Consider the following 13,868-nt stretch of genomic DNA (forward strand, 5'->3'; position numbering starts at 1 on the left):
AGTAGACAGTTAACAAAAAATCAACAAAAAAGACGCCAGGATCATAAGAACTTGGCGTCTTTTCAATCGACTTCAAACCCTGTGAATCACATATCTCAGTGATGCACAGGTGGGGAACCAAAATAGAGAGTTACCCGGTAACAACAATTTCTAGCGCGTTGTTCTCTAATAAGTAATGATGAAGCTTTTTGTTTTCTTCAATAGCGTGAGCAATAAAAAGCAGTGGTTTCTTTGAGGTAGAAGCCCCTTTCACCATCATATCAATAAGTTGAACAACAGCTTCATTATCGACATCAAAACTGTTTTCTAACTTTTCTGATGTTCTATCAATACCAAGAGTAAACTGTGCCAAATTCTCCAAATGAACAGCGGCACCATCGAAGTAATGCAGTAATCGCTCAGCAAGTAACACAGAAGAAGGAACATCGACGCTAAACAGTACCTTCAAGCCGTTTAAGCCTCTTGGGAGGCCTTGTTCTGCCAATTTGTCTATGATGGTTGCAGCGTCAGCCAACGTTCGAACAAAAGGCACAATAATTTCTACATCAATGCCCTTTTCGCGTAATGATTTGATCACTTGGCACTCTAATGCAAAAGCAGAAGCATAAAAAGAGGAAGCAAAACGAATAACACCGCGGGCTCCAAGAGCAGGGTTAGCTTCCTTTTCTTCAATTTTGCCAGCAATTAGCGAACGAAAAGCATCACTGTCTCCACCACTCAAGCAAATACGTACATTAGTATGGGTTTCTTTAATTGCACTTTCTATCTGCGTACACAGGCTGGAAACAAAATGGTTCTGAACACTTTCCCCTGCCAATATTGCATCTAAAGAAGTCTGCTCTAGATCCGATAATGCATTATTACCATCGACTAATGAGGGATGGTAAAACACCTTGTCCATAATTAGTTCTGTAAGGGATACATAAATATGCTGTCCATTAGTCTGTAATTGTGAAGATGGAAATGCATCCCCTAGTGTGAGACCAGAAACTAAACTGTTGTTATTTGGAAGACTCATTACTGCTCCATGTCCTTTAACCGCTATTTTTTATCGAAAATACCTATTGCGTAGCGGTAATACAAGGAAAACATGACTTCGATTTTATAATCGAGAATGGTTCACAAGTTGGCCGATCAAAAATGCTTGTAGCGGATGAAACCTTATATATAAGAAAGAATAATGCGAAACGGTTTATTCCTAGAGCCAATTCCGTTATCTTTACCGCTTCGCAATTGAAGGGACAGGCAAGTACATGCCATTAAAAACAGATGAATTAAGAACCCAAGCATTGGGTCCAATGCCGACACCGGCAGAGCTTGGAAGCGCTCATCCCATTACAGAAGACGTTGCTAGCAAAATCGCTCATTCTCGTCGCCAGATAGAGAATATATTGACGGGTCAAGATGATCGTTTACTGGTTATTGTTGGGCCTTGCTCGGTACATGATACTGAAGCAGCACTAGACTACGCAGAAAAGCTAGCAAATATTCAGCAACAATACAGCAATGAACTGTTTATTGTTATGCGCACCTATTTTGAAAAGCCTAGAACCGTCGTCGGCTGGAAAGGTCTTATTACCGATCCGAATCTTGATGGTTCATACGCGTTGGAAGCTGGTTTAAACAAGGCGCGTAAGCTGCTGTTAGATATCAATAAGCTGGGCTTAGCAACCGCGACTGAGTTTCTAGACATGATAACCGGTCAGTACATTGCTGACTTAATTTCCTGGGGCGCGATTGGCGCTCGTACCACTGAGTCTCAAATTCACAGAGAAATGGCTTCTGCACTCTCTTGCCCAGTTGGATTTAAAAATGGCACCAACGGTAATGTAAAGATTGCCATTGATGCTATCCGCGCATCCAGTGCCTCTCACTATTTCTATTCACCAGACAAAAATGGCCGAATGACGGTGTATCGCACCAGTGGGAATCCATTTGGACATGTCATTTTACGTGGTGGCGACCAAGGCCCTAACTTTGATGCGCAGTCCGTAGAAAATGCGTGCGAACATTTAGATGAATTCTCTTTACCGACTCGTTTGGTGGTTGATTTCAGCCATGCTAACTGTGAAAAACAGCACAGAAAGCAGCTGGATGTAGCCAAAGATATTTGTTCTCAAATCCAATCGGGTAAAAATCGTATCGCTGGCATCATGGCAGAAAGCTTCATCATTGAAGGTAATCAGCCAATGAAGGATCTGAATAACCTGACCTATGGTCAATCAATCACAGATCCTTGCCTAAGCTGGAAAGACACTGAAACCATGCTTGATATGTTAGCCAGTGCGGTTAAAAAACGTTAAAAAATGCACATAAGGACAGAAACATGCCTTCTTTTGATATTATTTCCGAAATCGATACGGTTGAATTAAAAAATGCCGTAGATAACGCATCTAGAGAGCTAACGACTCGCTTTGACTTTCGTAACGTTACTGCCAGTTTTGAATTGCTAAAGGATGAAAACGTCAAACTCTCTACAGAGAGCGACTTTCAACTAAAGCAAATGCGCGACATCCTGCGTGGGCAACTCACCAAGCGTGGCATTGATCCTAGTGCTATGGAATCTCTAACCGCTGAGCAAACGGGTAAAAGCTGGCATCAGAATGTCTCTTTCAAGCAAGGCATCGATACCCCTGTAGCAAAGAAAATCGTTAAGGCTGTGAAGGATTCAAAAATAAAAGTGCAAGTTTCAATTCAAGGTGACAAAGTTCGTGTTAACGGTAAAAAACGCGACGATCTACAAGCTGTTATGGCCTTGGTTAAGAACGGCGAACTCGGCCAACCGTTCCAATTTGAAAACTTCCGCGACTAAACGTTGTTCGAAGCGCTCTTAACAGAGTCACTCAGCGTTATAGAAAAAAACACGATGAAGACTGAAGTTTTTGTCTTCATCGTGCTTTTTAAAATGTGTTTTTTAAACCGTTTTTTCAGTAACCGGCTTCCACTCTGTAAGCGTGATTTCGTGCTAACAGGATTTAGCACTACCAGGAAGCAAAAATGGATCATTTTTCATCAGTAGAGCATATTCATGACTATTGTCGGAAATAAACACACACACTCGCTTACCCTGCTCTCTCGCAGCTTGCAGCTCATCGGCTAAATCGATAGGAGACTGAAAGCTAATTCGCTCTGCATCTCGTCGTGATAAATCGATAAAATCAAACGGGCAGTCCTGGTGATGCAAGACCAACTCAGATTGCTGCATATAGCGCATCGCTTTTAGTGTCAGCATCTCAACGTCATCGCCGTAACATATCCAAAAACAAAACCCATTGCCCTTTGTGCCTGACTCTAACTGCTCGTTATAATGATGCTCTAGCTGCTCTCGAGTCTTTGCCTCATTAACGGTAGAAGAGTTGAGAAACAGTTCCCAAAACTTTCTTCTTTGATCAACGGTCGGAAGGTATTCTTTTATTGAATTTCGTTTTGAAGCGGCAAAATCTGCTACGAGCGCTAAGTTGTGGGGTAACACCGTTTCTAAGGTTTCTCTGATATTACGAATCAATACAGGTGAGGCGCCTCCGCTCGATATGGCGATCTGAATACGCCCACGGTTTACCATAGAAGGCGTTATAAAATCACAGTAAGGAAGATCATCGACCACGTTAACCATAATCCCCTGGCGCTTTGCATCCTTATGTACTTGGTGATTAAGCTCTGGGTTATCCGTTGTCGCCCATACTTGAACATACTCTTTCCGAATGCAATCAGATGAATAAAAATGCTGAAACCATTGGCATTTTTTATCCGTTACAAGCGCCTGAAGATAGTCGTCTATTTTAGGCGAGGTAATCGTAACGAGAGCCCCTGCTCTCAGGAGTGAATCAACTTTTCGACAAGCGACTTCACCACCACCGACAACCAAAACTGGTTTGTTATTTAAGTCCATAAAAAGTGGAAAATACTGCATTTCAATCCCTGAACTGGTTATTTCTCTGTTAGGTACATCCTACCAGAGTTGGGGCAACAATTTCATTATTTACCGTCTACGTATTTATTTTTAACCGAATTTAATGCGTTATGCAGTTTGTAATTCCAACCTCAGAGAAATATACATTTTTTTACACTTTGTTTACAGTTTACTTAACGGCGTTCGTTCTGTTGCTTTTATAAGGTGCGCTGTTGCACTATTTACAAGCTAGTAACATTTCGTCATTCTAACAACTGTTCGGTATTGTGATTCTCGTCAAATATCTTTTCACTATAAATATTTGAGAAAATACAAAACCTTACCTACGCTTAAAAATAGTTGATGCGAGTAGAATGAAAATTGCTATTTTTCAACTAAAAAATCAATAACAACATTTTTAGCACGTTGTATCAGGTGTCACCTGGTTTAACATGGATCATACAGGAAGGATACAAATGACAAATAAACTAACACTTCTTGCTTCTGTAGTAGCTGCATCGACTGCCCTAATGTCGACAACAGCTGCAGCTGCAGACAGCACTCTTGATAAAGTTACTAAACAAGGTTTTCTAACTTGTGGTGTCAGTACTGGTCTACCAGGGTTTTCTAACCCAAACTCGAAAGGTGAGTGGGAAGGGATTGATGTAGAATATTGTCAAGGACTTGCAGCCGCAGTTCTGGGCGACAAAACTAAAGTCAAGTATGTACCACTAACGGCTAAAGAACGCTTCACTGCTCTTCAATCAGGTGAAATCGATGTTCTATCACGTAACACAACATGGACACTTCACCGCGATACCGCGCTGGGTTTGAACTTTGTCGGTGTTAACTACTACGATGGTCAAGGTTTCATGGTTAAGAAAGACCTAGGTCTTACTAGCGCGAAAGAACTTGATGGCGCATCAGTATGTGTTCAATCAGGGACGACAACTGAACTAAACCTAGCGGATTACTTCCGTAACCAAGGTATGGCTTACAAGCCAGTTGTATTTGATACAGCAGCTCAAACATCAAAAGGCTTCGACGCAGGCCGTTGTGATGTTCTCACAACCGACCAATCTGGTCTTTACGCTCTTCGTTTAAACCTTCAGGATCCTTCTTCTGCGATGGTACTTCCTGAAATCATCTCTAAAGAGCCTCTAGGCCCTGTTGTTCGTCAAGATGACGACAAATGGTTTAACGTTGCTAAGTGGACTCTAAACGCAATGATTAACGCAGAAGAGTACGGCATTACCTCTCAAAATGCTGAGCAAATGCTTAAATCTACCGATCCAAACATCAAGCGTATCCTTGGTGTAGATGGCCCTAAAGGTAAAGCTCTTGGGATTCCAGATGATTGGGGTTACCAAGTCATTAAGCAAGTAGGTAACTACGGTGAGAGCTTTGAACGTACTGTTGGTACAGGCTCACCACTGCAGATTTCTCGAGGTGTTAATGCACTTTGGAACGCTGGCGGCTTTATGTACGCTCCACCAATCCGTTAATAACTATACAGAATGGGCGGTTTAGGCCGCCCTTTTGCTATTTAAAGTTTAACGTATAAAACGATTATGAAAATCAGTAAGTTTTATAATAAAAATGGATTTTGAGGTTATTGTTGTATGAAACCCAATCAAAGTACCGCGCCTTCCCCACAGGGAAAGAGTGCTAGCCTGCTCTACAATCCCACTTTTCGATCTGTCGTCTTCCAGATAGTTGCCGTATTGGCTTTGTTCTTTTTCATCTATACCATTGTCAACAATGCTCTCACTAACCTTGATGCTCGTGGAATTGCCACAGGTTTTGGGTTTTTAGAGCAAGAAGCTGGCTTCGGTATCGGTTTAACACTTATTGAATATGATGAAACGTTCTCATATGGCAGAACGTTCTTTGTTGGTTTACTTAACACCGCACTTGTTTCCGTTCTTGGTATCATACTAGCAACGGTTATCGGCTTCACCATGGGTATAGCAAGACTCTCTTCTAACTGGTTAGTGAGTCGCTTTGCTGCTGTGTATATCGAGATCTTTCGAAATATTCCGCTACTTTTACAGATCTTTTTTTGGTATTTCGCCGTTCTTCAAGCTCTACCTTCTGCTCGACAAAGTATGAGTTTAGGCGAAGCAATCTTTTTGAATGTTCGTGGGTTGTATTTCCCGGCTCCAATTTTTGAGCAAGGGAGTAACATTGTTATCGCTGCCTTTATCATTGGTATTATCGCGACATTTGCGATTAATATTTGGGCGAAAAACAGACAAAAGTTAACTGGCCAACAAACACCAATGGGGCGCATTGCCGCAGGACTTATCATTGGTATACCGTTGATTGTGTATGTTTTGATGGGCATGCCAATTTCTGCAGAATACCCTGAGCTAAAAGGCTTTAACTTTAAAGGTGGCATCAGTATCATTCCTGAACTTGCCGCTCTAATGCTCGCATTAAGTATCTATACGGCCTCTTTCATTGCAGAAATCGTTCGCTCGGGTATCAACGCCGTGAGCCACGGTCAAACTGAAGCCGCCATGTCACTTGGAATTCCACGAGCAAGAACTCTTAAGCTAGTTGTTATCCCTCAGGCTTTAAGAATTATCATTCCACCGCTAACGAGTCAGTACTTAAACCTGACTAAAAACTCATCACTAGCTATGGCTATTGGTTACCCAGATCTCGTCTCCGTTTTTGCGGGTACTACGCTAAACCAAACAGGACAGGCCATTGAAGTTATCGCAATGACAATGGGCGTTTACTTGACCTTAAGCTTGTTAACGTCGGCTTTGATGAATATATACAACCGCAAAGTTGCGTTGGTGGAGAGATAAGATGAGCATACATCAATTTCAACCTGACCTTCCGCCTCCAGGCAATACTGTTGGGCCGGTCGGTTGGTTAAGAAAAAACCTATTTAATGGGCCGATAAACAGTGTTATTACGCTTGTTCTTGCCTATTTCTCTTTCTCACTTCTGTGGGTCATTGCAGACTGGGCAATCCTAAGCGCAGACTGGATCGGAACCACGCGTGATGCGTGTACCAGTGAAGGGGCTTGCTGGGTATTCATTAGTGTCCGTTGGGACCAGTTTATGTATGGCTTCTACCCTGAAGCAGAACTATGGCGCCCTCGCCTTTTCTACATCACGTTGGCTATCTTCGTCGGTCTACTTGCTTATGAAAAAACGCCCAAGCGAACGTGGATTTGGCTGTTCTTTGTCAACGTCTACCCGTTTCTGATCGCAGGCCTACTTTACGGTGGTGTGTTTGGATTGGAAGTTGTCGATACACACAAATGGGGCGGATTGCTGGTTACACTGATCATTGCACTGGTTGGTATTGTCGTATCACTGCCTATTGGTGTCGCTTTAGCATTAGGCCGCCGATCTGAAATGCCGATCATCCGCAGTATGTGTACGGTTTACATTGAGATATGGCGTGGTGTACCACTGATTACCGTCTTGTTCATGGCGTCAGTAATGTTACCGCTTTTTCTATCCGAAGGGATGGAAACAGATAAACTCATCCGTGCGCTAGTCGGTGTGGTCTTGTTCAGTTCCGCCTATATGGCCGAAGTTATACGTGGTGGATTACAAGCGATACCTAAAGGTCAATACGAAGCAGCCGATGCATTGGGGTTAAGTTACTGGAAAAAAACAGGGTTAATTATCCTTCCCCAAGCACTGAAAATCACGATTCCATCAATCGTTAACACCTTCATTGGCTTATTTAAAGATACCAGTCTCGTTCTCATCATTGGTATGTTTGATGTATTGGGTATAGGGCAAGCCGCGAATACCGACCCTGAGTGGCTCGGGTATTCAACAGAAAGTTATGTATTTGTCGCGTTAGTGTTCTGGGTGTTCTGTTTCGGCATGTCGAGATATTCGATATGGCTAGAAAACAAGCTTCACACCGGTCACAAACGATAATTAAGAAGATCAAGGACGTATTATGACGCAGCAATCAGACAACAACTCACAAGGTCTTATGATCGAGTTAAAAGACATGAACAAGTGGTACGGTGAGTTCCACGTTCTTAAAAACATTAATTTAGAAGTTAAAAAAGGCGAAAAAATTGTCATCTGTGGGCCATCAGGTTCAGGAAAATCAACAATGATTCGTTGTATCAACCGCTTAGAAGAGCACCAAAAAGGTCATATCTTTGTTTCAGGTAATGAATTGACTGAAGACTTAAAAAACATTGAAGCCGTGCGCCGTGATGTTGGCATGTGTTTTCAGCACTTCAACTTGTTCCCACATTTGACCGTGCTAGAAAATTGCACATTAGCGCCAATTTGGGTTAAAAAAATGCCTAAAGACGAAGCTGAAGCCATTGCGATGAAGTTTCTTGAGCGGGTAAAAATACCAGAACAAGCCGATAAATACCCTGGACAGTTGTCTGGTGGACAACAGCAACGTGTGGCTATTGCCCGCTCTTTGTGCATGAATCCACAAGTTATGCTGTTTGATGAACCGACATCTGCACTGGATCCAGAAATGGTTCGTGAGGTACTGGATGTAATGGTTGAGCTCGCAGAAGAAGGGATGACCATGCTTTGTGTAACCCATGAAATGGGTTTTGCCAAAGAAGTGGCAGACCGAGTGATATTCATGGATGCCGGTGAAATTATTGAAGAAAACAACCCCGTTGATTTCTTTGAGAACCCGCAATCAGATCGAACTCAGAACTTCCTGGCTCAGATTTTACATCATTAAAGGCGCTGATTTCCGTGCATTAAAGATGCTGTGTGTGCAAATCCATGTATTGGGTTTGCACACACTCAGAGAAAGAGGTGATAATAGTCACCTCTTTTTTTAGTTATATTGTGTTACATCTTTTGAAGTACACAACTCGCTATTTTCTATTATTATTTTATTTAACGTTAGTTACATCATGGGTTGATTTTTTACACCAACGACCCCATAAATAGACTTATCAAGATAAACTCTTCACGAGGAAGATTATGAACAGTCCTATGTTTACTCGCACTTCAACTCAAGAAAGTGCCCTACAAACAAATAAAGTTTTGCGTAACACTTACGCACTTCTTTCCATGACTTTGCTATGGTCTGCGGTTGTTGCAGGCGCATCGATGGCAATGAACCTTCCACACCCTGGCTTTATCATCATGCTAGTCGCGTTTTATGGCCTTCTATTCATGATTGAAAAAAACCGTAACAATGGTTTGGGTCTAGGTCTAACATTCGTTTTTACTGGTTTCCTTGGTTATACCACAGGGCCAATCTTAAACATGTACTTAGGCGCTGGAATGGGTGACGTTATCGTTACTGCATTAGGTGGTACAGCATTGTCATTTATCGCTGCGTCAGCATACGCATTAACGACTAAACGCGATCTATCAATGATGGGTGGTTTAATGCTGTCGTTGTTCGTCGTACTAATAGTCGGCGTAGTTGCAAGCATCTTCATCCAGTCAACTATTTTAAGCCTTGCATTGAGCAGCCTATTCATCGTGTTCTCTACAATGGCGATATTAATGACAACTCAAAGCATCATTCGTGGTGGTGAGACAAACTATATCTCAGCAACGGTTACTTTGTATGTGTCGATCTACAACATCTTTATCAGCCTATTGAGCATCCTAGGCATTATGAACAATAATGACTAACATGCTTTGATATTCACAGTTATGTGAATTGAGAATGATAAACATTGAAACCCAAGGACATCGTTCTTGGGTTTTTTCGTGTAGTTAGCCATTTTTCGTTGCAGCGAACAAGTTACTTGAGTTTATCAAGCAAGCTAAGGTACCCTAGCCGCGTTTTCGAATCACTGTATACAATTCACTGCTAAGTAAGTACGTCTTATGTTTATATTTAACGACAAAGAAATTCAAACCGATGCCCAGGGGTACCTGCTTAATCATTCAGATTGGGAAGAAGGCATGATCTCTATCCTTGCCAAAGAAGAAGGCATTGACATCACGGATGCTCACCTAGAAGTTATCCATTTTGTTCGAGATTTTTACATAGAGTTCAATACCTCTCCGGCGGTACGCATGTTGGTCAAAGCGATGGAAAAAGCACACGGCCCAGAGAAAGGAAACAGTAAGTATCTCTTTAAGCTGTTCAAAAAAGGCCCAGCAAAACAAGCCACTAAACTGGCTGGATTACCAAAACCGGCGAAGTGCCTGTAAAGTTAAAGCTTGGTTCACAGAACGGTCGATTAGCTGATTCTAAAGTCATGAAAAGGAGGAGCAATAGCTGCCTCCATTTTTACTTCAGAAACATTTGACAACCGTGGCCCTTTCCTTAACCAAGCGCTCAATTCATTCAGCTTTTTATCACTGCCAATCGCGACAACCTCAACCTCTCCAGTCGCCATATTTCTCACGTAGCCAGTTATGTCCAACTCTTTGGCTTTCATGGCCGTAAAATACCGAAAACCAACGCCCTGAACCGTGCCAGATACTGTGAACCTATAGCAATTTCCAATCATATCTATGCCTCCATAATGTCAAAAATGTTATATTCATCATGTCTATTTATTCCAATTATCAATAGTGAGAATTGGGTCTGTTCTATTTGGATATTACTATTATGAAAGAAACTGCTTTTCGATGGATCGATAAATATCTCATCCACTTAAAAATTCAAGAAAAATTCTACCTACTTTTGATTCTCCCGTTACTTGCTCTTGGTATCCTAACGCTTGTTTTAGACAATGCTTCAGACACAATGCTCGATAACCTTTATCAGGAAGAGCTTGTTTTGATGAAAAGCTTCATCGAAGAAGGAAACCTGTCTAAGCAGCAAATAGATCAAATCATCGCGAGCTCAGAAAGTATTTCATTCGGTTCAGGTGAAGGCTCCATTCGTGTTCTAAACGGCGCCTATTCTCTCGCTGCATCGCATGATGTGAATATTTGGAACTCAATGAGCACCTTACAAATTGGACTTATTGCCCTGACCATACTCGTTATGGCTATCGGTGTTTATTACATCATGACGTTCATCGGTGGTGCTATGTTCACAATGAATAAAGCACTATCGACGTTGGCAGATGGTGATCTCACTCAACGTATGAATTTTTTTCTGGTACGCGATGAGTTCAGTACCATCGCGATCACCATAGACAAATTGGCTGATCGAGAGCAAAAAATGGTGGCATCCATTCAAGAGTCAATTGCATTGATGCAACAAATCAGCTCAGATTTAAACCAGTCAACTCAGCAAAGCTCAGAATTATCGAATGTTCAGCAAGAACACTTAAACTCTTTGGCGAGCGCTACCGAAGAGATGGCGTGTTCTATTCGAGAGGTGGCAAGCTTAGCTCAGGATTCCAGTAACCAGACGGAAGAAGCTCAAAGCGTCGCGCAGCAAGGACAAGGAAAGGTTTCAAATACCCTTAGCTCTATTTCTAACCTTGCTAACGAAGTTCGCTCAGCCTCAGAAGCCGTTGAGGAGTTAGATTCCAATGCAGCTAAAATCGACGAAGTGGTCATGGCCATTAACGGTATTTCTGAACAAACCAATCTTCTTGCGCTGAATGCAGCCATTGAAGCCGCTCGTGCTGGTGAACAAGGCCGTGGGTTTGCGGTAGTGGCTGATGAAGTACGAGCGTTAGCTGGGCGTACTCAGCAAGCGACTGTTGAGATCCAGTCGATGATAGAAGCTCTGCAAAAAAACAGCCAGTCATTGACTAAGTTGATGAACGTAACCGTGCACAATGCGGAAGAAGGCCAGAGCCTGATGGCTGAAGTCAATCAAGAAATTGGGGATCTTGCCGACCGAAATCAGTCGATCTCTAATTCCAGTATTCAAATAGCCACTGCCGCAGAGCAGCAAGGCGCAGTCGCCGATAATATTGCTTCAAGCGTTGAGGAAGTTAGAACCCAGGCCGATAACGTTTGTAAACTGATCAGCTCTACTACGGGTAATATTGAACAGCTGCGTCAACAAAGTAATAATATGGAGAACCTTCTTACTGGACTAAAAGCATAAGCCCAGTAAAAACTAACTCACTAGGCGAATCGTGTGACTCGCCTAGCCATCCTTATTTCTTAGCTTGTAGTCTAGGCAGTGACTCCATTGCCCCCACCTTTGCATTTGTCCACCAGTAATGGCGTTAGTCAAACTAGACCACTCCTACAAAATGAGCAATAGGGAAAAGTTTGATCCTATTTTTCCTACTACTGGCTGTTCGAGTAAGTACGCCGCGCCTACTGCCAACCAAAGGAGCCTCTCAAGAGGATTAAAATTACGACTCAGAAAATACTGTGTGGCCTGTTCGAAAGATTATAGCCATTCGTTGATTAGTAAGCGGCTTTTGACGCCTCTAATTTGCAAATTCATCGCCTCAAACACTTCTTCGAAATCACGGCATTGCGGCGAAACATTAGGCAAAGATAAGCATGCTTCTTGGAAAAAACGATCCTCACTCGCCGTTCCCAACCAAGCCATTGTCCACCACTCTACAATTCGAGTTTTCGAATCCTGCAAACGCTGTTGGCTAGGAACACGATTGCTCTTTTTGTTGTTTTCTGCCGCTGTAGAAGGCAACAAATTCCATCTATCGTTATTGGGCCAATATACAAAAGGCAAACAGTGATCGATTTGATACGTTGACTGCAACTTTTGACCACTCCAAACACTCTCGACTCTGCCTTGTTGCTGAGTAATTTGGTCTACTCGTTTGCGAACAGCACGAGTATCGTGATCTTTCTCTACCCAAACTAAATAATCATAGTAAGTCTGCAAAGAAATATTACGTGCTTGATTGCGACTATACTTTTGCATCTCCATCACCCACTGGTTAACCACAAGAGGTTCAATCCACGAATGGAATAAACGCAAGCACTCCCATAAACTCTCATCAAGAATAAAATAACCATAGCTTTCAAAGAAACCTCGGTCTAACACGATGTTTTTCTTCTTACGCTTTGTCTTACGAGTAACAGAAAATACACAATTCTGTTTATCACCGATGTAAGTGAATTTCACAGGATTTTGGATGATGGTATCGAGTGTATCTTTAAACGTTTCTTGAAGCGCTTTAGCCTCATCACCGACGAAAATGGAACCTACTGCTAAATCGTCAACGCCAATATGTTTTAGCTTGTGCCAACCATCTGGCTTTATGAAACCTAACCCCTTATTTGGATTGCTGTTTTGTTGGATATCACCAATATCGATCAAGCGCTTAAACTGGCGGATCCAGTACAACGCCACGAGACCGAGTGGAATAGCTACTTTGCCATCGGTTCTGTCGACCACAGAACCAGAGTGAGCATCGGCAATCCGCAACAGGGTGCGAAGTAGCGCGAGTTTGTAGGTTGCCGCTTTATTGTCATTAACCACAATATGTCGAATTTTCGTCAGATCGCCAGAGCCATCATCAGGCAAGCTCATCACCACCGTTTGCCACGTTACATCGTCTCGATTCAATGCGTCTGAATTCATCGATGACACATGTCGAACAATTAACGCAGAGTCTTTTGCCAGTTGCTCTAGTTCTTCTGCACTAACCTTATATGATTGGCGGGTGTCATTAAAATCACCATGCCTTAGTGAAATGACTAGCCGACCATTCGGTGCCAACAAATTCGAAAGTTTTCGAAAAGCACGTTCACGATGCGAAGGCGCGACGTGCATCCACACTGCGCTCACTAGAATAAGATCAAAGCGAAAACCCAAGTTAATCACTTTGTTCAGCGAAGGGAGTGAATCATCGATCCATGTAACATTGGTCCCAGTATGCTCTTGCCCTATCTTGCGCATCGCTTCTGCGGGCTCAACAGCAAAAACATCGCAATGTTGCTCTTCCATCCAAAGAGCATCTCGGCCAATTCCAGCGCCAACATCCAAGACTCTGTCTTTCGACAACGGCCAGAATGCTTTCCACGAACCATGCACAGACTCGAAATTCGTCGCAGTGTATTGCTCGAAGCACTGCTGTGCATTGTTGTCGTAAAAAGAGATTGTTATAGACATATATCCAACCAAGACTGAAACTTACCTTGATGATAT

Annotated in this window: 13 protein-coding genes; 9 read left to right on the forward strand and 4 right to left on the reverse strand. The window is 42.6% G+C overall.

Features of this window, described 5'->3' with window-relative positions; translation table 11 throughout:
• Positions 1 to 130: 130 nt before the first annotated feature.
• Entirely contained in the window at positions 131 to 1,018 is an 888-nt protein-coding gene (locus A1QO_RS09375) for a putative PEP-binding protein (protein WP_017041220.1), read from the reverse strand.
• A 235-nt stretch (positions 1,019 to 1,253) separates the two neighbouring features.
• Between A1QO_RS09375 and A1QO_RS09380 the strand changes: the two genes are divergently transcribed.
• Positions 1,254 to 2,303, forward strand: a complete 1,050-nt coding sequence (locus A1QO_RS09380) for a 3-deoxy-7-phosphoheptulonate synthase (RefSeq protein WP_017041221.1) — start codon at positions 1,254 to 1,256, stop codon at positions 2,301 to 2,303.
• A 23-nt stretch (positions 2,304 to 2,326) separates the two neighbouring features.
• Positions 2,327 to 2,812: a YajQ family cyclic di-GMP-binding protein gene (locus tag A1QO_RS09385; RefSeq protein WP_017034234.1), complete on the forward strand. Its 486-nt coding sequence runs from the start codon at positions 2,327 to 2,329 to the stop codon at positions 2,810 to 2,812.
• A 153-nt stretch (positions 2,813 to 2,965) separates the two neighbouring features.
• Here A1QO_RS09385 and A1QO_RS09390 read toward each other — a convergent pair whose 3' ends face one another.
• Positions 2,966 to 3,910 (reverse strand): precorrin-2 dehydrogenase/sirohydrochlorin ferrochelatase family protein, encoded by a 945-nt coding sequence (locus A1QO_RS09390; RefSeq protein WP_017041222.1) that lies wholly within the window; start codon positions 3,908 to 3,910, stop codon positions 2,966 to 2,968.
• Positions 3,911 to 4,365: 455 nt separating this feature from the next.
• Here A1QO_RS09390 and A1QO_RS09395 point away from each other — a divergent pair, with 455 nt between their 5' ends.
• The 6 genes from A1QO_RS09395 to A1QO_RS09420 all read left to right on the forward strand — a co-directional run bounded on the left by A1QO_RS09395 (position 4,366) and on the right by A1QO_RS09420 (position 10,036).
• Positions 4,366 to 5,394: an amino acid ABC transporter substrate-binding protein gene (locus tag A1QO_RS09395; protein WP_017034232.1), complete on the forward strand. Its 1,029-nt coding sequence runs from the start codon at positions 4,366 to 4,368 to the stop codon at positions 5,392 to 5,394.
• A 117-nt stretch (positions 5,395 to 5,511) separates the two neighbouring features.
• A complete protein-coding gene (locus tag A1QO_RS09400) occupies positions 5,512 to 6,708 on the forward strand; it encodes an amino acid ABC transporter permease (protein ID WP_017034231.1) in 1,197 nt (398 codons plus the stop codon).
• A gap of 1 nt (position 6,709) precedes the next feature.
• Positions 6,710 to 7,807, forward strand: a complete 1,098-nt coding sequence (locus A1QO_RS09405) for an amino acid ABC transporter permease (RefSeq protein WP_017034230.1) — start codon at positions 6,710 to 6,712, stop codon at positions 7,805 to 7,807.
• 22 nt (positions 7,808 to 7,829) lie between these two features.
• Positions 7,830 to 8,594 carry an amino acid ABC transporter ATP-binding protein gene (locus A1QO_RS09410; protein WP_017034229.1) on the forward strand — a complete coding sequence of 255 codons (765 nt, stop codon included), beginning with the start codon at positions 7,830 to 7,832 and terminating at the stop codon, positions 8,592 to 8,594.
• A 248-nt stretch (positions 8,595 to 8,842) separates the two neighbouring features.
• Positions 8,843 to 9,508, forward strand: coding sequence for a Bax inhibitor-1/YccA family protein (locus A1QO_RS09415; RefSeq protein ID WP_026026721.1), 666 nt, complete (start codon positions 8,843 to 8,845; stop codon positions 9,506 to 9,508).
• A 198-nt stretch (positions 9,509 to 9,706) separates the two neighbouring features.
• Positions 9,707 to 10,036 carry a TusE/DsrC/DsvC family sulfur relay protein gene (locus tag A1QO_RS09420; protein ID WP_017041223.1) on the forward strand — a complete coding sequence of 110 codons (330 nt, stop codon included), beginning with the start codon at positions 9,707 to 9,709 and terminating at the stop codon, positions 10,034 to 10,036.
• Positions 10,037 to 10,065: 29 nt separating this feature from the next.
• Here the strand turns inward: A1QO_RS09420 and yccX are convergent, their stop codons facing one another.
• Positions 10,066 to 10,338, reverse strand: a complete 273-nt coding sequence (gene yccX / locus A1QO_RS09425) for an acylphosphatase (RefSeq protein ID WP_017041224.1) — start codon at positions 10,336 to 10,338, stop codon at positions 10,066 to 10,068.
• A 101-nt stretch (positions 10,339 to 10,439) separates the two neighbouring features.
• Here yccX and A1QO_RS09430 point away from each other — a divergent pair, with 101 nt between their 5' ends.
• Positions 10,440 to 11,843: a methyl-accepting chemotaxis protein gene (locus A1QO_RS09430; RefSeq protein WP_017041225.1), complete on the forward strand. Its 1,404-nt coding sequence runs from the start codon at positions 10,440 to 10,442 to the stop codon at positions 11,841 to 11,843.
• A gap of 294 nt (positions 11,844 to 12,137) precedes the next feature.
• On the opposite strand, the gene A1QO_RS09435 is transcribed toward A1QO_RS09430, so the two are convergent.
• Complete coding sequence (locus tag A1QO_RS09435) at positions 12,138 to 13,832, reverse strand: class I SAM-dependent methyltransferase (protein ID WP_017041226.1); 1,695 nt, start codon at positions 13,830 to 13,832, stop codon at positions 12,138 to 12,140.
• Positions 13,833 to 13,868 lie beyond the last annotated feature (36 nt).

It is taken from the genome of Vibrio genomosp. F10 str. ZF-129, assembly GCF_000287055.2.
Taxonomy (GTDB): domain Bacteria; phylum Pseudomonadota; class Gammaproteobacteria; order Enterobacterales; family Vibrionaceae; genus Vibrio.

What these genes read in the sequence shown, in the direction of transcription:
- A1QO_RS09375 (WP_017041220.1), bottom strand. Translation starts at nt 1,018, where the DNA reads ATGAGTCTTCCAAATAACAACAGTTTAGTTTCTGGTCTCACACTAGGG.
- A1QO_RS09380 (WP_017041221.1), top strand. Translation starts at nt 1,254, where the DNA reads ATGCCATTAAAAACAGATGAATTAAGAACCCAAGCATTGGGTCCAATG.
- A1QO_RS09385 (WP_017034234.1), top strand. Translation starts at nt 2,327, where the DNA reads ATGCCTTCTTTTGATATTATTTCCGAAATCGATACGGTTGAATTAAAA.
- A1QO_RS09390 (WP_017041222.1), bottom strand. Translation starts at nt 3,910, where the DNA reads ATGCAGTATTTTCCACTTTTTATGGACTTAAATAACAAACCAGTTTTG.
- A1QO_RS09395 (WP_017034232.1), top strand. Translation starts at nt 4,366, where the DNA reads ATGACAAATAAACTAACACTTCTTGCTTCTGTAGTAGCTGCATCGACT.
- A1QO_RS09400 (WP_017034231.1), top strand. Translation starts at nt 5,512, where the DNA reads ATGAAACCCAATCAAAGTACCGCGCCTTCCCCACAGGGAAAGAGTGCT.
- A1QO_RS09405 (WP_017034230.1), top strand. Translation starts at nt 6,710, where the DNA reads ATGAGCATACATCAATTTCAACCTGACCTTCCGCCTCCAGGCAATACT.
- A1QO_RS09410 (WP_017034229.1), top strand. Translation starts at nt 7,830, where the DNA reads ATGACGCAGCAATCAGACAACAACTCACAAGGTCTTATGATCGAGTTA.
- A1QO_RS09415 (WP_026026721.1), top strand. Translation starts at nt 8,843, where the DNA reads ATGAACAGTCCTATGTTTACTCGCACTTCAACTCAAGAAAGTGCCCTA.
- A1QO_RS09420 (WP_017041223.1), top strand. Translation starts at nt 9,707, where the DNA reads ATGTTTATATTTAACGACAAAGAAATTCAAACCGATGCCCAGGGGTAC.
- yccX (WP_017041224.1), bottom strand. Translation starts at nt 10,338, where the DNA reads ATGATTGGAAATTGCTATAGGTTCACAGTATCTGGCACGGTTCAGGGC.
- A1QO_RS09430 (WP_017041225.1), top strand. Translation starts at nt 10,440, where the DNA reads ATGAAAGAAACTGCTTTTCGATGGATCGATAAATATCTCATCCACTTA.
- A1QO_RS09435 (WP_017041226.1), bottom strand. Translation starts at nt 13,832, where the DNA reads ATGTCTATAACAATCTCTTTTTACGACAACAATGCACAGCAGTGCTTC.